Origin of the sequence: Actinomadura physcomitrii (genome assembly GCF_008923205.2) — a bacterium.
GTDB classification, from domain to species: domain Bacteria; phylum Actinomycetota; class Actinomycetes; order Streptosporangiales; family Streptosporangiaceae; genus Spirillospora; species Spirillospora physcomitrii.
Genome location: NZ_WBMS02000011.1, coordinates 229,311 through 245,501 on the forward strand (window position 1 = coordinate 229,311; position 16,191 = coordinate 245,501).

Genomic DNA, 16,191 nt, shown 5'->3' on the forward strand with positions numbered 1-16,191 from the left:
CGGTGACCTTCGCCGCCGGTCTGATCACCTGGTCCGGGTCCGCTTCGGCGGCCGGGACGAACTACGTCGCCCTCGGCGACTCCTACTCGTCCGGCACGGGGGCGGGGGACTACGACTCTGCCAGCGGGTCGTGCAACCGCAGCAACAACGCCTATCCGAAGCTGTGGGCCGCGGCGCACGAGACGAGCTCGTTCACGTTCGCCGCGTGCTCGGGCGCGACGACCTCGAGCGTGGCGTCGGGGCAGCTCGGCGCGCTGAGCTCGGCGACGACGCTGGTCAGCATGACCGTCGGGGGCAACGACGCCGGGTTCAGCAGCGTGATGGAGACGTGCGTGCTGCATTCGGATTCGACCTGCCAGAGCGCGGTGGCGTCGGCGGAGAGCTTCATGAGGAACACGCTGCCCGGCCGGCTCGACTCGCTGTACGGCAAGATCCGGGCGAAGGCGCCGAGCGCGCGGGTGGTGGTGCTCGGCTACCCGCACCTGTACAAGATCGTCAGCGTGTGCGTGGGGCTGAGCAACACCAAGCGGACGGCGCTGAACGGCGCCGCCGACGTGCTCGACGGCGTCGTCCAGGCGGCGGCGGGGCGGGCCGGGTTCACCTGGTCGGACGTCCGCGACGAGTTCGCCGGGCACGAGCTGTGCTCCGGCGACGGCTGGCTGAACTCGGTGACCATTCCGATCGACTCCAGCTACCACCCGACCGCCACGGGGCACCGGCTCGGCTACCTGCCGGCGCTCACCGGGTCGGCGAAGGCGTCGCTGCGGGCCCAGACCTGAGCAGCGCGGCGGCGCGGACTCCACTTAGTGATCTACAACGTAAAGGCGCTCACCGGCGCAGCGTCCGGCAGGCCAGCACGCCGACAGGGACGGGCGCCCAGAACGTGACCGCCCGGAACACCAGCACGGCGTGCAGCGCCGGGCCGGGCGGGACGCCGCCGGCGGCCAGCGCCGCCACCAGCGCGGCCTCGGTCGAGCCGATGCCGCCGGGCACCGGGACCGCCGCACCCGCGGTCGCGCCCGCCAGGTAGGCGGCGAGCAGCGCGGGCGCGTCGGCCGGTCCCGCGCCCGTCCCGGGGACGGCGAGCGCGCTGAGCGCGAACGCGGCGCCGAGGACGAGCGTGCCCGCGGCCGACGCGGCGAGCGTGACCGCGAGGTCGCGGGGGCGCCTGCGCAGGTCCGCGAAACCCGCGGTGGCCCGTCCCGCCGCCGCCGACCGCAGTGCCCTGCGCGCCCACGGCACGGCCGCGGCGAGCAGGACGCCGGCGACCGCGAGCACCGGCACCGGCGGGACGAGGCGCGCCGCATGGCCGGTGACCGCCTCCGCCATCCGGCCGCCCCCGCCGCCGCACGCGAGCGCTGCGACCATCAGAGCCAGGCCGCCCACCGGGCGCGCGGCCTGCTGCACGGCGACGGCGACGGCCGCCCGCGACACGGCAAGGCCGCGGCACACCAGGTACCGGGTGTTGACGGCGGCGGCGCCGAACCCGCCGGGCGTGACGCGGTTGGCGGCGGCCGCGGTGAACTGGGCGAGCGTCGCCTCGCGGAGCGGGAGCGCGCGGCCGGACGCGCCGCGCAGCGCGATCGCCGCGAAGACGTAGTGCAGCACGGCGGGGACGAGCAGGAACGGCAGGAAGCCCCAACGCATGTCGCCGACGGCGGCGAGCGCCGCGCGCAGGGCCGTCGAGCGCAGCAGCACCGGTGCGCCTGCTGCGACCAGGGCGGCGACCAGGGCGGCGAGCAGCGCGGTGCGGGCCGTCCGGCGGGCGAAGGGCGGGCGCGCGGCGGGAAGGCGGGGAGCCTCGGCGGACGCGGGGCGCTCGGCGCCGGCGGCGATCGTGTCCACACGGTCCGTTGTGGACCATGCGGTTGACGAGCACGCGACGGCCGTGCGCCTTCCAGGGGAATGGCCGCCGGACGTTGCGGACCGCGCGGGTCGCGGCGTCCCGCGGGCGGCCGGGATCACCGTCCCGGCCGCGCGCATTGGTCCACACCATAGATTCTTTTCACCCTATGATTAGAGAGCACTACGTTGTGTGGCCGTCCCGCGACTGGGGAGAGTGACGACCATGACCAGCGCCCACCTGCGACTGGGCGAACGCATCAGGCATCTGCGCGGATCCGCGGACGGCCGCTGGGCGGTTCGGTTCGCGGCCACCGGCCGGTCCCGGCCGGGCCCGCGGACCATCGTGCTGACCTGCGGCGATTATCTGGCCATCGGCCAACATCCGCGCGTCACCGAGGCGGCGCCGGCAGGGCTGCCCGGCGCACCGGAGCCGGGTCCGCAGGCGCTGCTCGCCGCGCGTTTCGCCCGGCATCTGGGGGCGCGGCACGGTGTGCTGTGCCCGTCCGGCGCGCACGCGGGCAGGGCCGCGCTCCAGCTGGCCGCCGGTCCCGGCGCGCCGGTCTACCTGGACGCGCTCGCGCACGTGTCGCTGTGGGCGGGCGCGCGGGCGGCCGGCGCCGACACCGTCCGCTTCCGGCACAACGACCTGGCCGACCTGCGCGGCCGCGTCGCGGCGTACGGGCCGGGCGTGATCTGCGTCGACGCCGTCTACGGCACTGACGGGTCGGTGTGCCCGCTGAGCGGCGCGGTGGAGATCGCCGAGGCGCACGGGTGCCTGCTGGTCGTCGACGAGTCGCACGCGATCGGGGTCCGCGGGCATCGCGGCGAGGGCCTGGTGGGGGAGCTCGGCCTGGCGGGACGGGTCGACTTCCGCACCGCCGGCCTCGGCAAGGCGTTCTGCGCGCGCGCCGGCCTGGTCGCCTGCGACCATCCCGCGTTCGCCGGCGCGCTCGAAGCCGCCGCGCCCGCCGCGCCCGCCGCGCCCGCCGGGGACGGCCCGGCGCTGCCCGCGCACGAGGTCGCGGGCCTGGCGGCGGCGCTGGACGTCGTCCAGGCCGACGGCTGGCGGCGGGACCGGGTCCGCGCGGCCGCGGGACGGCTGCGCGGCGGCCTCGCCTCGCTCGGGTTCGGCGCGGTCGACGCCGACACGCAGATCATCGCGCTGGGGACCGCGACGGAGGCCGAGGCGGTGCGGCTGCGCGACGAGCTGGTCCGCCGGGACATCTTCAGCGCCGCGCTGTTCTCGTCGGCGTCGGGGTCCCGCACGCTGCTCCGCCTGTCGGTGCACGCCGGGCTCACCGACGACGACGTCGACCGCGTCCTCACCGCCTGCGGGGAGCTGAGCGCCCGGCCGGTGAGCCCCGCCCCGGCCCACTGACCCGCCTCACCCGCCCGCGCCGTTACGACACGCGCGCGCCGTGGCGTGCGAGCCGGCGCCGCGGCGGGGCGTCCCGCTGGACGGCGACGTAGCGCTGGTCGCGGGTGTGGGCGCCGATGTAGCGGAGCATGCTGCGCAGCGCCCAGTGGTTGACGCCGGTGGGGATCATCCGGTAGCCCTGCCGGTTGGCGAGGGCGAGGGCGGTGAACTGCGCCTGGTCGAGGGCGCTCCAGGGGACGTCGAAGCGGGCGCGGACGATGGCGGGCAGGCAGCCGAAGGTGATCAGCCGCAGCGGGCGCTCGGCGACGAGGCGGCCGGCGCGGTCGAGGCGCGGGCCGCCGACGGGCAGCAGCGTGATGGTGTCGGAGCCGTGCTTGGCGATCTCCAGGGCGCGGGCGGCGGCCGGGGTGAGCTCGAGGCGTTCGGCGCAGACGTGCCAGAACGTGGACTGGAAGGCGGCGTAGTCGGCGGGGACGGGGCGCATGCTGACGCCGTAGCGGGCGTACCAGGTGACGGTCTCGGCGTACATCCGCTCGTGGTCCTCGGCGGTGAGGGTGCCGGGGTGGAACAGCTCGGCGGCCTTGAAGATCTCCCAGGTGAAGGTGGCGTGCGCCCACCAGAACGTCTCGGGTTCGAGGGCGTGGTAGCGGCGGGCGAGCTCGTCGACGCCGCCGATGCCGCGGTGCAGGTCGCGGATGGCGCGGGCGCGGGCGTCGCCGTCGGGGGCGAGGATCGTCGCCCAGATCTGCGGGACGGACCGGTGGATGCGGTCGAAGGGGGCGTCGAAGAACGCGGAGTGCTCGGTGACGCCGGCGCCGATGCCGGGGTGCATGAGCTGCATCAGGCCGGCGGCGGCGCCGGGGAGCAGGGACCGCAGGTCGGCGGCGTGCCGCCAGAGCAGGGTGCCGGGGCCGAGCGGGGCGGTGGCGGCCGCGCGGGCGCGCGACGGAGCGGCGGTGTTCCTGGTGACGGTGGGGCCGGATGCTGGGGCGGGCATCGCACCTCCTGCCAGTGTTCACTTACGTCCAGCGTACCCGGACTGAGACAAGAGTCAATTTTTGTCGCATGTCCAAATACTCCGCGAACGTACTTTTGTGAAGCGGGGGCAGAGCCGCGCCGCGAACCTTCGTCGCCGGCCGCATAGCCCGCCCGGGGCCCGCGCGGGTGCAATGGCGGCCTCACGACGGGACCTCGCGAAGGGACCTCGCCATGGCCGATGAGTACCTGTCCGGGCGCAGCCGCCTGCTGTACGCGGTGGCCGGCTTGGCGACGCTGGCGGTCGCGGCGGCCGCGATGGTGCTGTCCGCGAGTCCCTCGCCCGGGCGCGTCCACCGGTTCACCGCCGTGTTCTCCACCGCCGGTGAGGGACTCGACCCCGGCAAGTCGGACGTGAAGGTGCGCGGGATCGTGGTCGGGCGCGTCGAGACCGTCCGGCTGCGGCGGGACGGCCGGGTCGCCGTGGGGCTGCGGGTGGCGGCGGACGTCGCCGTCCCCGCCACCACGCGCGCGGCGATCGAGCCCGTGTCGGTCTTCGGGCCGAAGGACCTGACCCTCGACCTCGGCACCGGGCCCGCGCTGCGCGACGGCGCACGGATCGCCCGCACGACCGACCCGCGGGAGCTGTCGGGCATCACCGACCGCGCCTACGGCCTCACCGCCGCGATCGACCCGTCCGACGTCGCGACGATCATGCGGACGCTGTCGTCCGGCCTGGGCGGCGAGGGCCCCGCGCTGCACCGGACGATCGTCGACGGCGCCGCGCTCACCGACGCGGTCGACGCGCGCGCACCGCAGATCCGGGGGCTGATCGGCGACATCGCCGGGCTGTCGGACACGCTCGCCGACCGCGGCGGTGCCGTCACCGGCGCGGCGGGCGACCTCGACCGGCTCGCGCCCGTCGTCTACCAGCGGCCCGACAAGGTGTCGCAGCTGCTGGACGCCGCCGGGGAGCTGTCGGACCGGGTCGGCGGCACGCTCCGCGGCCACGGCGCGGGCGTCGGCCGCCTGATCGACGGGACGGCGAACGTCGTGCGGGTGGTGGCGGAGCAGGACCGGAACCTGCCCGTCCTCATGGACGTGCTGGACCGGCTGTTCCGCGGGCTCGGCGGCATGATCCGCGTCCCGGGACCGGACGGCACACTGCTGGGCCGGGGCGTGGACACCTTCAGCCTCGACCTGTGCAGGACGTTCACCGACCTGTGCCAGGCCCCCTGACCGCCGCCCCTCGTCGACTTGCGGCGAGTCGTCGTTATGGGCGGCCTCATAACGACGACTCGCCGCAAGTGAACGTTGTTCGGGGGCGCGTCAGGCGGAGGCGGGCTTGTAGACGGCGACGGCGCAGGCGCTGCCGAGGCCGATGTTGTGCTGCAGGGCGACGCGGGCGCCCTCGACCTGCCGGTTGCCGGCCTCGCCGCGCAGCTGCCAGGTCAGCTCGGCGCACTGGGCGAGGCCCGTCGCGCCGAGCGGGTGGCCCTTGGAGATCAGCCCGCCGGAGGGGTTGACGACCCACCTGCCGCCGTAGGTGGTGGCCTTGTCGTCGACGAGCTTGTGGCCCTCGCCGACCCCGGCCATGCCGAGCGCCTCGTAGGTGATCAGCTCGTTGGCGCTGAAGCAGTCGTGCAGCTCGATGACGTCGACGTCCTCGATCGACACCTGCGCCTCGTCCATCGCCTTGCGCGCGGCGCGCTGCGAGACGCCGAAGCCGACGACCTGGATGGAGGAGTGGTCGGCGAAGCTCTCGGGGGTGTCGGTGGCGATGTGGTGGCCGGCGATCTCGACGGCCCGGTCCCACAGGTCGTGCTCGTCGACGAACCGCTCGCTGACCACGACCGCCGCGGCGGCGCCGTCGGAGGTCGGGGAGCACTGCAGCTTGGTCAGCGGGTCGAAGATCATCGGCGCGTTCCTGACGTCGTCGAGCGAGTACTCGGTCTGGAACTGCGCGTACGGGTTGTTCACCGAGTGCTTGTGGTTCTTCCAGCCGATCCACGCGTAGTGCTCGGGGGAGGAGCCGTACTTCTCCATGTGCTCGCGGCCGGCGTTGCCGAACATCTGCGGCATGGGCGCCTTGTCCAGCTCCCACTCGCGGCCCGCGGTCATCGAGCGCAGGTGGTGGTCGATGATGGTGACCTTGGACTCGCCGACGCCCGCGTTGAGCGAGCCCTTCTTCATCTTCTCCATGCCGAGCGCGAGCGCGCAGTCGGCGAGCCCGCCGCGGACGGCCTGGCGCGCCAGGAACAGGGCGCTGGACCCGGTGGCGCAGGCGTTCATGACGGTCATCACCGGGATGCCGGTCATGCCGGTCTCGTAGAGGGCGCGCTGGCCCATCGACCCGTACATCGAGCCGGCGTACGCCATCTCGATCTTGTCGTAGGGGACGCCGGCGTCCTGGAGCGCGTTGCCGACGGCCTCCTTGGCCATGTCGGGGTAGTCCCAGTCGCGCGAGCCCGGCTTCTCGAACTTGGTCATGCCGACGCCCACGACGAAGGTGCGGTTGGTCATCTCGGGCTCGCCCTCCTGATACCGAATCCAGTTCGGTGCCACGATAACCCGCCGGCCGAAGAAGCGCTTGCCCACCTTTCGGTGATCGGGACGCCCAGCTCGCCCGGCGGGACGTCCCCGCAGGTCAGGCGGCCAGCTCCGCGGCGAGCGCCGCCGCGAACGCGTCCACGTCGCCCTCGGTGGTGTCGAACGAGCACACCCAGCGGACCTCGCCCGTCCGCTCGTCCCAGGTGTAGAACGCGAACCGCTTGCGCAGCCGCTCCGCCGCGTCCTTCGGCACGATCGCGAACACCGTGTTCGCCTGCACGTCCTGGGTGATCCGCACGCCGGGCAGCGCGCCCGCCGCGTCCGCCAGCCGCCGCGCCATCGCGTTGGCGTGCGCGGCGTTGCGCAGCCACAGGTCCCCGTCCAGCAGCGCGACGAGCTGCGCCGACACGTACCGCATCTTCGACGCCAGCTGCATGCTCGACTTGCGCAGGAACGCCAGGCCTTCGACCGCGTCCGGGTTCAGCACGACGATCGCCTCGCCGAGCAGCAGCCCGTTCTTGGTACCGCCGAACGACAGCACGTCCACGCCCGCGTCGGTGGTGAACGCGCGCATCGGCACCCCGAGCGCCGCGGCGGCGTTGGCGATCCGCGCGCCGTCCATGTGCACGCCGAGGCCCCGCTCGTGCGCGGCGGCGGCGACCGCCGCGACCTCCTCGGGGGTGTAGACGGTGCCGAGCTCGGTGCTCTGCGTGATCGACACCGCGGACGGCTGGCGGCGCTGGATGTTGCCGAACCCCGTCGCGTACCGCTCGACCAGCTCGGGCGTCAGCTTCCCGTCCGGCGCCGGCACCGTCACCAGCTTCAGCCCGGCGATCTTCTCCGACGCGCCGCACTCGTCGGTGTTGATGTGCGCCGACTCCGGGCAGACGACCGCGCTCCACGGCCGCGACATCGACTGCAGCGACACCACGTTCGCGCCCGTCCCGTTGAACACCGGGAACACCTCCGCCGCCGCGCCGAAGTGCCCCCGCACCACCTCGCGCAGCCGCGCCGTCACGGCGTCGTCGCCGTAGGCGGGCTGATGCCCCTCGTTCACCGCCGCCAGAGCGGCGAGGATCTCGGGGTGGACGCTGGCCTGGTTGTCGCTCGCGAACGCGCGCCTGGGGTCGGGAATGGCGAAGGTCATTCCCCCATTGTCCCGAACGCCGGACGTGTCCCGGCCGCCGCCTCCAGACGGGACGGCCAGACGGGACGGCCAGGTGGGACGGTCAGGCGGGACGGTCGGTGACGTGGTCGCCGGCGACCGGGGCGACGGGCGCGACCGCCGGCTCGGCGGACGGCGGCTCCGCCGCGCGCAGCGCCGCCCGGGCGCGCAGCCCGTCCATGTCCTCGCCGAGCCGCGCCATCGTCGCCTGCAGGTCCCGCCACAGGCCCGCGCGCTGCTCCAGCTGCGCGAGCTTGGTGCGCAGGTCGCCGATCCGCCGCTCGGCCGCCTCCAGCCGGGTGCCGTGCCCGGCGGTGTCCCGGCCGGTGCGGATCAGGCTGGTGGCGACCGCGGCGAGGTCGCGCTCGGTGTCGTCCATCCGCTCGTCGATGCGCGGCAGCAGCCGGTCGTTCAGCTGCGCGACCAGCGAGTCCAGCTCGGCGCGCAGCCCGCGCACCTCCTCCTCGCGGGTCCGCAGCGCGGCGTCCTGCTCCCGGACGGTATCCTCCAGCAGACGCACCCGCTCCCCGTAGGAGGGCAGGAACCGTTCCAGTTCCGCCGACCGTTCCAGGTCCCGGCCGAGTCTGACGAGCAGACCGGCACCGGCGCGCAGCCGGTGCTCCGCCTCGGTGGCGGCGCGGCGGACGAGACCCGGGATCACGGTCATGGCTCCCCCCAGGGGCGGTCGGAAAAAGGATTCTCCTTAAACTCTAGGCGAACCGCCGGGAAACGGGAGATGTACTTTCGGTGTTCCCTGCCGGTTTCGGACCGGTTCCCGGCGTTTGAGCGGCCGGGCCCCTGGCCCCCTCGGCACCGCCGCCCGTCCGCCGCCTGCGACCGGGTCGCGCCGGCGGAGCGCCGCACACGCACAGACCGCGGCGGACGATGAGCAGGGCGCGGTCGGCGGTGTAGTCCGTCGGGTCGAGCGCCGGGCGCACCCGGTGACACGTCAGGCAGAGCATCGGTCTCCATTCCCCCTCGAACGCGGGAGCGGCGCGCCCGGGCCCGGCCCGCCGCCCCGTGCGCATTCCCCCCGGACGCGCTCGGGACGGCGGGGCCCACATGATGGCCCTCGGCTCCCAGCGGGACGGAACGTTAGGCGCCCCGAGGTTGCATGCACGTTGCGACCGAGTGAACACGCATCGTGGCGTATCCGGTCCGCCCGGGTTCCCGCGAACCGGTTGCGACGCCCGCCCGATGGGCCGATCCTCAAACCCGTCGAGGTTGTCTCCGCAGGGGAAAGGCGCTGATGGTGGTGCAGAAGCAGGCGGTCGCCGCGCGCCCGCCGATCGCCGAGTCGTGGCGGCGCTCGCGCGCCGCCGGCGTGGACGCCGCCCTCGCCTCGGCGCCGCTGGTGTTCGACCGCGACACCGTCCCCGACGCCCGCGGTGCCCACCCGCTCGACCCGCACCTGCCGCTGCTGCGCGACCTGCTGCGCGGCGTCGCCGACGAGACCGAGCACCTGATGGTGATCACCGACGAGGCGGGCCGGGCGCTGTGGACGCAGGGCCCGCCCGCCGTGCGCCGCAAGGCCGCGCGGATCGGGCTGATGGAGGGGTTCTGCTGGTCGGAGGCCGCCGTCGGCACCAACGGCATCGGCACCGCCCTCGCCACCGGCCGCGCCGAGTACGTCTACGCCACCGAGCACGTCGCGCGCGTCCTGCACCGCTGGTCGTGCGCCGGCGCCCCGATCACCGACCCCGACACCGGCCGGGTGATCGGCTGCATCGACGTCAGCGCCACCGTCGCGGCGCTGCACCCGGCGACGGTCGCGCTGGTCGCCGCCGCGGCGCGGCTCGCCGAGTCCCGGCTGGAGGTCGACATGCGGCGGCGCGACGAGCGGCTGCGCGAGCGGTTCCTCGGGCAGCTCCGCGGCGCCGGGGTGCTGGTCACCGCGTCCGGGCGGATCCTCGCCGCCGCCCGCGACGACTGGCGGGGCGTGCGGCTCGCCGCGCCGGCCGAGGGCCGCGCCGTCACCCTGCCCGACGGCCGCGTCGCGCTCGCCGAACCGCTCGGCGAGGTGTACCTGCTGCGGCCGCCGGCGCAGGCCGCGCCCGGCGGCACCGCCGCGGACCGCCCGGTTCCGGACCGGCGGCCGCTGCTCACCCTCGCGATGCTCGGCACCGACCAGCCGTCCGCGCGGCTCGACGGTGTCCACCTGCCGCTGACGCTGCGGCACGCGGAGATCCTCGCGCTGCTCGCGCTGCACCCCGAGGGGCTCAGCGGCGACCGGCTGTCGTGGCACCTGTACGGCGACGACGGCAGCCCGGTGACGGTCCGCGCCGAGATCCACCGGCTGCGCGCCCAGCTCGGCGGCATCGTCCGCGCCAAGCCGTACCGGCTGGACTGCGCGATCGACGCCGACTTCCTCACCGTCCGGCGGCTGCTGGACGAGGGCGACGTCGCCGCCGCCGTCCGGCTCTACGACGGCGAGCTGCTGCCCCGCTCGGACGCGCCCGCCGTGCGCGCCGAACGCGACGAGCTGGCGGTGCGGATCCGCCGGTCCGCGCTGGACCGGGGCGGCGCCGACGCGCTGTGGACCTACGCCCAGACCGAGCAGGGCCGCGCCGACCTGGAGGCGCTGGAGCGGCTCAGGGACGTGCTGCCGCAGGACGACCCGCGGCTGGCGGCCGTCGCGACCCGCCGCGCCCGCCTGCTCGACGACTGAGCGCGGCCCGCGGCCGGGGGAGCGGTGGTCAGGAGGAGCCGGCGCCCGCGTCGACCAGGTGCGCGCACTCGTTGTAGCAGACGGCGCTGAGCCCGTCGCCGTCGTGCCGCCACCGCGTCACCGACGCGTTCGCGACCGGCTCCCTCTCCACCTCCAGCACTTCCCGCTCGGTCAGCGCCTCCACCAGGTAGCGGGTCATCACCACGATCGCGTCGTGGGTCACCACCAGCGCCCGGCCGCCGGGGGCCGCGGCCTCCAGGTCGCGGTAGAAGCTGCGCAGCCGCAGCGCCAGGTCCGCCCACGACTCCCCGCCCGGCGGACGGTAGTAGAACTTGCCGAGCCGCTTCAGCCGGTCGGCCTCCTCGGGGTGGCGGCGCTGCACCCCGACCCAGGTGAGCCCCTGCAGGATGCCCTGCTCGCGGTCGCGGAGCCGCTCGTCCACCGTCATCCGCAGACCGCCCGGGTCCTGCGGGTGGGCGTAGGACGTCTCGGCGAGCGCGATGCGGGCGGTGTCGAGGGTCCGCAGGTACGGCGACACCGCGACGAGCGTCGGCCGCTCCTCCTCGGGGAGGGCGGCGAGCCAGCGGCCCAGCGCCGCCGCCTGCGCCCGGCCCAGCTCCGACAGCGGGGTGTCGGCGTCGCGCTCGAGGATCCCCGTCTCCTCGGCGTCGGTGCCCTCCACGGCCCGGTAGGCGAGGTTGCCGGTGCTCTCACCGTGCCGGGTCAGGTTGAGCCACTGCAGCGAATTCACGCTCGCCATGCTGCCATGGCGGGCGCGATGCGCGGACCGGTTGCTCTACAGCCGGTAGTACTCTGCTGTGCGTGACGACCGTCCTGGCCACCGTGATCATCGTGGTGGCGCTGCTCATCGCCGGGTACGCGCTGGTGACGGCGCTGCGCGGGCGCGCGATGGGCCTCCCCGACCTGATCGGGCTCGGGGTGCTGGAGGCGCTGCTGGTCGCGCAGGCCGTCGTCGGGTTCGTCAAGCTGTCGGGCGACGGGGGGCCGAAGCACCCCGCCACGTTCATCGGCTACCTGCTGGCCGTCCTGGTGGTCCCGGTCGCGGGCGCCGCCTGGGGGCTGCTGGAGCGGACCCGGTGGGGCTCCGCGGTGCTGGTGGTCGCGGGCGTCGCCGTCGCCGTCATGATCGTCCGAATGAACCAGCTGTGGAGCGGCAGTGCCTGACCCCGACACCGGCGTCACCGGCGAACCGGCCGCCGCCCGTCCCGGCGGCGACCGGGCCCGCACCGGCACCGGCACCGGCCCGGGCCGGCTGCTGGTCGCCGTCTACGCGGTCTTCGCGCTCGCGGCCGGCGCGCGCGCGGGCGTGCAGATCGGCACCAAGTTCTCCGACGCGCCGCTGGCCTACTCCCTGTCGGCGTTCGCCGCGGCCGTCTACGTCGTGGCGACGGTCGCGCTGGCCCGCGGCGGCCGGACGTCGTTCCGGGTCGCCGTCGCGGCCTGCTCGGTGGAGATGGCCGGCGTCGTGGTGATCGGCACGCTCAGCCTCGTCGACCGCTCGGCGTTCCCGGACGCCACGGTCTGGTCCGGGTACGGCGAGGGGTACGGGTTCGTCCCGCTGGTCCTGCCGATGGTGGGGCTGCGGTGGCTGTACCGCACCGCCCGCCGCGCGCGCGCCGAAGGCTGATCCTCCGCGCTCGTCCGGCAGGAAGGAGTGGAACCGCGCGCCCGCCGGTCCCGCGCCGGTCCCGGGGGGCGCGCGGAGCTCGTCCCTCTCCACCACGATCATCGGCCGTCGTCCCGTCACCGGCGGGCGGTCAGGCCGCCGTGGTGACCGCGTCGCCGCCGCCACCGGCCTCACCGGCGGGCTCCACCTCGCCGGGCTCCACGGTCTCGACCTGCACGGGGGCGGCCGGCACGGGGTCGGCGGCCAGGGGGGCGGCCGTCGCGGGGGCGGCGGTGACCGGGGCCTCGGCCGGCGGCGTCTTCGCGACGCGCGAGGGCGGCGGGGGAGCGTCGGTCATGGTGCGCCCGCCGATCGGCAGGCTGTGGACGGCGGCGCGCGCGATCGCCTCGACCTCCTCGGCGGAGTGCTCGGCGGTCGGGTTGCGGCGCATCCAGCGCACCAGCCGCAGCGGCGGCGCGAACACGATCCCGTCGGCGGTGAACGGCGACCGGGCCAGCTTGCCGCCGTGCACGGCCAGGACCGGCGTCACCGTCACCGGCGCGCCGTAGCGCTCGGAGACCAGCCGCTGCGCGGCGGCGGCCCGCGCGGTCAGGCCGCCGACCAGCTTGGACTGGGTACGGCCGTCGATGAAAAGCCGGCCGCCGTGATGGGAGATCTCCGCGTCCGGGGCCCACGCCTCGTTGTGCACCAGCCACACCCCGCCCGGCCCGACGACCAGCTCGTCCGCGGTCTCGTGCCCGGGCACCACCCGGCCGTGCAGTACCCGGTGGCCGCGCCGCTCCAGCGTGAGGCGCAGCGTCCGGTCCATCCGCCCGACGCCGCGCAGCCCGCGCCGCCACACCCGCGAGGCGTTGTACAAGCGCCAGTGCACCAGCGCGTCGGCGGACGCCAGCAGGACGGCCGCGACGATTCCGAAAACGACGTTCACCAGCAGTCCGCACAACAGCAGCGCCGCGATGGCCATAATTGCGCGGGCCCGCAACCGGCCTTTTCGGCCGCGCTGCCAGAGCTCCTCGTAAACCGCCTGGGGCGAACCGCCGGTGAACGCCTCGCGGCCGCGGATATAGATGGACTCGCCCAGCATCCCCAAACCTCCAGCACCTGCGACGACGGCCTCATTATGGCGAAAGACGGTCGATTTCCGCCACATGCGGCGAGGTGATGGTAGCCAAACGGTAAACCGGCTTCCCGCCCCGGGGCATTGCTTACCTGGTGTTCTGTGGAGGTTGCCCGGCCGATTCCCTGGTAGACCGTTTAGAACGTTCTAGGGGAATTATGAAATGCGCGATGCAACTATCACCGTAACCCGCAGGGGGCCTTTCGGAGCGGTGGCATTTCTCACATGGACGATCACCCGCGGCCACCGGTACCGTCGTCTGCCTCCGCGCTGGTGCCGCCACACTGGTCGGATGCACATCAGCGCCGCCGAGGGCCTGCCCGTCCGCCACGCCGTCCCCGGGCTGCGCGCCGCGCTGGCCGGCCGCGGCGCCGCCGTCCTCGCCGCGCCGCCCGGCACCGGCAAGACCACGCTCGTCCCGCTCGCGCTCGCCGGTCTCGCCCTGCCCACCGCCGCCCCCGACCCGGACCCGGGCGGCAAGGTCCTGGTGCTGGAGCCCCGCCGGCTCGCCGCCCGCGCCGCCGCCCGCCGCATGGCCTGGCTGCTCGGCGAGCCCGTCGGCCGCAGCGTCGGCGTCACCGTCCGCGGCGAGTCGCGGCCCGGCTCACGCGTCGAGGTCGTCACCACCGGCGTGGTGCTGCAGCGCCTGCAGGACGACCCCGCACTCGACGGCGTCGGCACCGTGATCCTCGACGAGTGCCACGAGCGGCACCTCGACGCCGACACCGCGCTGGCGTTCCTGCTGGACGTCCGCGCGACCCTGCGCCCCGAACTGCGGGTGGTCGCCGCGTCCGCCACCGCCGACACCGGCCCGTGGGCCCGCCTCCTCGGCGGCGACGGCGGCCCCGCGCCGGTGGTGGAGACCGAGGCCGCGCTGCACCCGGTCGACGCCGTGTGGGCGCCGCCGCCGCGCCCCGTCCCGCCGCCGCACGGGATGCGCGTCGACCCGGCCCTGCTCGCGCACGTCGCCGCGACCGTCCGCCGCGCGCTCGCCGAACGCGACGGCGACGTGCTGTGCTTCCTGCCCGGCGTGGGGGAGATCGCGCGCGTCGCCGGGCGGCTCGCGGACGTCCCCGCCGAGGTGCTGCAGGTGCACGGGCAGGCGCCGGCGGTGGTGCAGGACGCCGTCCTCGCGCCCGGCGCCGGCCGCCGCGTCGTGCTCGCCACCTCCGTCGCCGAATCCAGCCTCACCGTCCCCGGCGTGCGGATCGTCGTGGACGCCGGGCTGGCCCGCGAGCCGCGCACCGACCACGCCCGCGGGCTCGGCGCGCTCACCACCGTCCGCGCGTCCCGCGCCACCGCCGAGCAGCGCGCCGGCCGCGCCGGCCGCGAGGCGCCCGGCACCGTCTACCGGTGCTGGACGCGGGCCGAGCACGAGCGGCTGCCCGCGCGCCCCCGCCCGGAGATCGAGCTGGCCGACCTCGCCGGCTTCGCGCTGCAGGCCGCCTGCTGGGGCGACCCGGACGCGAGCGGCCTCGCCCTGCCCGATCCGCCGCCGGCCGCCGCGATGGACGCCGCCCGCGCCGTCCTGCACGCCCTCGGCGCCGTCCGCGACGGGCGGGTGACCCCGCGCGGGCGGCTGCTGGCGAGCGTCGGCCTGCATCCCCGGCTGGCCCGCGCCCTGCTCGACGGCGCCCGCGAGGTCGGCGCGCGCGACGCCGCGCAGATCGTCGCGCTGCTGTCCGAACCGCCACCCGGCGCGGCGGGCGACGACCTCACCGCGGCGTGGCGCGCGCTGCGCCGCCGGTCCCGTCCGGCCGACGGCCATGCCGCCCGCTGGCGCGACGAGGCCCGCCGCCTCGCAAGGACGCTCGCCGCTCTCCCGCCCGCCGGGCCCTCGCGCGGCGAGGCGCCCGCGACCGAGGGCGGGAGCGACGACGCGGTGGCGGGGACGGTCGTGGCGCTGGCGTTCCCGGAGCGGGTGGCGCGGGCGCGGCCGGGCGGCGGCGGGTACCTGATGGCCTCCGGGACCGGCGCGGTGCTCGCGGACGGGTCGGCGCTGGCCGGCGCGCGGCCGCGGTGGCTGGCGGTCGCGGCGGCGGACCGTCCGGCCGGGTCGGCGTCGGCGCGGGTGCGGCAGGCCGTCGTGATCGGCGAGGACGTGGCGCGCGCCGCCGCCGCGCCGCTGCTGGAGACGGCCGACGAGGTCGCCTGGCGGGACGGGGACGTGTCGGCGCGCCGCGTCGAGCGGCTCGGCGCGATCGAGCTGGACGCGCGGCCGCTGCGCGACCCCGACCCGGACCTGGTGCGCGCGGCGGTCCTGGACGGGCTGCGCGCCGAGGGGCTCGGCCTGCTGGACTGGACGCCCGCGGCGGTCGCGCTGCGGCAGCGGCTGGCGTTCCTGCACGGCGCCCTCGGGGAGCCGTGGCCCGCGGTCGGCGACGCGGCGCTGCTGGACCGCGCGCCCGAGTGGCTGGCGGGCGCCCGGCGGCGGGCGGACCTGCGGCGGGTCGACGTGGCGGCGATGCTGCGCGGGCTGCTGCCCTGGGAGGCGGCGTCGCGGCTGGAGGAGTACGCGCCGGAGCGGATCGAGGTGCCGTCGGGGTCGCGGATCCGGGTGGACTACGGCGGGGAGCGCCCCGTGCTGGCGGTGAAGCTGCAGGAGCTGTTCGGCTGGGACGCGGCGCCGCGGCTCGCGGGCGGGCGGGTGCCGCTGGTGGTGCACCTGCTGTCGCCGGCGGGCCGTCCGGCGGCCGTCACCGCGGACCTCGCGACGTTCTGGCGCGAGGGCTACAAGGCCGTCCGGGCGGAGCTGCGCGGCCGCTACCCCAAGCACCCCTGGCCCGAAGACCCCACGACGGCGCCCCCGACCCGCCGCACCAACCCCCGCCGCTGACCCGTCGAG

At 75.8% G+C, this 16,191-nt stretch carries 14 protein-coding genes; 7 read left to right on the forward strand and 7 right to left on the reverse strand.

Annotated elements, in window-relative coordinates:
* Nucleotides 1-2: 2 nt before the first annotated feature.
* A complete protein-coding gene (locus F8568_RS16525; RefSeq protein WP_328600912.1) occupies nt 3-779 on the forward strand; it encodes an SGNH/GDSL hydrolase family protein in 777 nt (258 codons plus the stop codon).
* Nucleotides 780-828: 49 nt separating this feature from the next.
* On the opposite strand, the gene F8568_RS16530 is transcribed toward F8568_RS16525, so the two are convergent.
* Nucleotides 829-1,845 carry a lysylphosphatidylglycerol synthase domain-containing protein gene (locus F8568_RS16530; protein ID WP_160573644.1) on the reverse strand — a complete coding sequence of 339 codons (1,017 nt, stop codon included), beginning with the start codon at nt 1,843-1,845 and terminating at the stop codon, nt 829-831.
* A 223-nt stretch (nt 1,846-2,068) separates the two neighbouring features.
* Here F8568_RS16530 and F8568_RS16535 point away from each other — a divergent pair, with 223 nt between their 5' ends.
* Nucleotides 2,069-3,223, forward strand: a complete 1,155-nt coding sequence (locus tag F8568_RS16535) for an aminotransferase class I/II-fold pyridoxal phosphate-dependent enzyme (RefSeq protein ID WP_151594434.1) — start codon at nt 2,069-2,071, stop codon at nt 3,221-3,223.
* 22 nt (nt 3,224-3,245) lie between these two features.
* On the opposite strand, the gene F8568_RS16540 is transcribed toward F8568_RS16535, so the two are convergent.
* The gene (locus tag F8568_RS16540) at nt 3,246-4,220 is read right to left on the reverse strand and encodes an oxygenase MpaB family protein (protein WP_151594435.1); all 975 of its coding nucleotides are present in this window, start codon (nt 4,218-4,220) and stop codon (nt 3,246-3,248) included.
* A 212-nt stretch (nt 4,221-4,432) separates the two neighbouring features.
* Between F8568_RS16540 and F8568_RS16545 the strand changes: the two genes are divergently transcribed.
* Nucleotides 4,433-5,437 (forward strand): MCE family protein, encoded by a 1,005-nt coding sequence (locus F8568_RS16545; RefSeq protein ID WP_151594436.1) that lies wholly within the window; start codon nt 4,433-4,435, stop codon nt 5,435-5,437.
* 90 nt (nt 5,438-5,527) lie between these two features.
* Here the strand turns inward: F8568_RS16545 and F8568_RS16550 are convergent, their stop codons facing one another.
* The 3 genes from F8568_RS16550 to F8568_RS16560 form a co-directional block, all read right to left on the reverse strand.
* Nucleotides 5,528-6,721, reverse strand: a complete 1,194-nt coding sequence (locus F8568_RS16550) for a lipid-transfer protein (RefSeq protein WP_151594437.1) — start codon at nt 6,719-6,721, stop codon at nt 5,528-5,530.
* Between the two features lie 124 nt (nt 6,722-6,845).
* Entirely contained in the window at nt 6,846-7,895 is a 1,050-nt protein-coding gene (locus tag F8568_RS16555) for a threonine aldolase family protein (RefSeq protein ID WP_151594438.1), read from the reverse strand.
* Between the two features lie 82 nt (nt 7,896-7,977).
* A complete protein-coding gene (locus F8568_RS16560; protein ID WP_151594439.1) occupies nt 7,978-8,580 on the reverse strand; it encodes a hypothetical protein in 603 nt (200 codons plus the stop codon).
* Nucleotides 8,581-9,162: 582 nt separating this feature from the next.
* Here F8568_RS16560 and F8568_RS16565 point away from each other — a divergent pair.
* Nucleotides 9,163-10,581, forward strand: a complete 1,419-nt coding sequence (locus F8568_RS16565; protein WP_151594441.1) for a helix-turn-helix domain-containing protein — start codon at nt 9,163-9,165, stop codon at nt 10,579-10,581.
* A gap of 28 nt (nt 10,582-10,609) precedes the next feature.
* Here F8568_RS16565 and F8568_RS16570 read toward each other — a convergent pair whose 3' ends face one another.
* Entirely contained in the window at nt 10,610-11,341 is a 732-nt protein-coding gene (locus F8568_RS16570) for a histidine phosphatase family protein (protein WP_151594442.1), read from the reverse strand.
* Between the two features lie 62 nt (nt 11,342-11,403).
* On the opposite strand from F8568_RS16570, the gene F8568_RS16575 reads away from it, so the two are divergent.
* Together F8568_RS16575 and F8568_RS16580 are read left to right on the forward strand one after the other, a co-directional pair.
* Nucleotides 11,404-11,766: a hypothetical protein gene (locus F8568_RS16575; RefSeq protein WP_151594443.1), complete on the forward strand. Its 363-nt coding sequence runs from the start codon at nt 11,404-11,406 to the stop codon at nt 11,764-11,766.
* Between the two features lie 88 nt (nt 11,767-11,854).
* Nucleotides 11,855-12,229 carry a hypothetical protein gene (locus F8568_RS16580; protein ID WP_151594460.1) on the forward strand — a complete coding sequence of 125 codons (375 nt, stop codon included), beginning with the start codon at nt 11,855-11,857 and terminating at the stop codon, nt 12,227-12,229.
* 130 nt (nt 12,230-12,359) lie between these two features.
* On the opposite strand, the gene F8568_RS16585 is transcribed toward F8568_RS16580, so the two are convergent.
* Complete coding sequence (locus tag F8568_RS16585; protein WP_202125015.1) at nt 12,360-13,313, reverse strand: NERD domain-containing protein; 954 nt, start codon at nt 13,311-13,313, stop codon at nt 12,360-12,362.
* Between the two features lie 325 nt (nt 13,314-13,638).
* Between F8568_RS16585 and hrpB the strand changes: the two genes are divergently transcribed.
* A complete protein-coding gene (hrpB, locus tag F8568_RS16590) occupies nt 13,639-16,182 on the forward strand; it encodes an ATP-dependent helicase HrpB (protein ID WP_151594444.1) in 2,544 nt (847 codons plus the stop codon).
* Nucleotides 16,183-16,191 lie beyond the last annotated feature (9 nt).

Coding starts and splice junctions, on each gene's coding strand:
- F8568_RS16565 (WP_151594441.1), top strand. CDS start 9,163: ATGGTGGTGCAGAAGCAGGCGGTCGCCGCGCGCCCGCCGATCGCCGAG.
- F8568_RS16555 (WP_151594438.1), bottom strand. CDS start 7,895: ATGACCTTCGCCATTCCCGACCCCAGGCGCGCGTTCGCGAGCGACAAC.
- F8568_RS16560 (WP_151594439.1), bottom strand. CDS start 8,580: ATGACCGTGATCCCGGGTCTCGTCCGCCGCGCCGCCACCGAGGCGGAG.
- F8568_RS16550 (WP_151594437.1), bottom strand. CDS start 6,721: ATGACCAACCGCACCTTCGTCGTGGGCGTCGGCATGACCAAGTTCGAG.
- hrpB (WP_151594444.1), top strand. CDS start 13,639: ATGCACATCAGCGCCGCCGAGGGCCTGCCCGTCCGCCACGCCGTCCCC.
- F8568_RS16540 (WP_151594435.1), bottom strand. CDS start 4,220: ATGCCCGCCCCAGCATCCGGCCCCACCGTCACCAGGAACACCGCCGCT.
- F8568_RS16535 (WP_151594434.1), top strand. CDS start 2,069: ATGACCAGCGCCCACCTGCGACTGGGCGAACGCATCAGGCATCTGCGC.
- F8568_RS16570 (WP_151594442.1), bottom strand. CDS start 11,341: ATGGCGAGCGTGAATTCGCTGCAGTGGCTCAACCTGACCCGGCACGGT.
- F8568_RS16545 (WP_151594436.1), top strand. CDS start 4,433: ATGGCCGATGAGTACCTGTCCGGGCGCAGCCGCCTGCTGTACGCGGTG.
- F8568_RS16585 (WP_202125015.1), bottom strand. CDS start 13,313: ATGCTGGGCGAGTCCATCTATATCCGCGGCCGCGAGGCGTTCACCGGC.